General features: G+C 57.6%; 1 protein-coding gene. It reads left to right on the forward strand.

Going from position 1 to position 389, the window contains the following annotated elements; translation table 11 throughout:
* On the forward strand, window positions 1–198 hold a 198-nt coding region (locus R0J88_RS18955; protein ID WP_410900721.1), incomplete at its 5' end, for a hypothetical protein.
* Window positions 199–389: the final 191 nt, after the last annotated feature.

Genomic DNA, 389 nt, shown 5'->3' on the forward strand with positions numbered 1-389 from the left:
GGCGGAAAGCACACCGGATTCCACACCGACACGGGCATAGGCATTGGCGCCACGATAGCGACTCATGGTGATTGGGTTCCCTTGTTCATGGCGTTTGTCAGTATCTCTGTCAGATATGGAGCCGTCGTCGGCATGCCGTCTCGACAGCGGGCATTGCCGGACGCATCGAATCTCGCAAGCGCATGGCTGATGGCCTAGACCTGAGTCAGTGACCAGTGTCTCAGAGCATCAGCCACCGATCAGCCCGTCATGTCCCAGCTATTTTCCAGCGTTTCCAGCTGACTGGTCAGGTAGTCACTGGTGGATGTCAGGTTGGCCACCAGGATGTCGAGTTCCGTGAACTGCTCCCGATAACGCTCGATGGTGGCCTCGATGGTGTCTTCGGTCTG

Origin of the sequence: Pseudoalteromonas sp. SIMBA_162 (assembly GCF_046535955.1) — a bacterium.
Lineage (GTDB): Bacteria > Pseudomonadota > Gammaproteobacteria > Enterobacterales > Alteromonadaceae > Pseudoalteromonas > Pseudoalteromonas marina.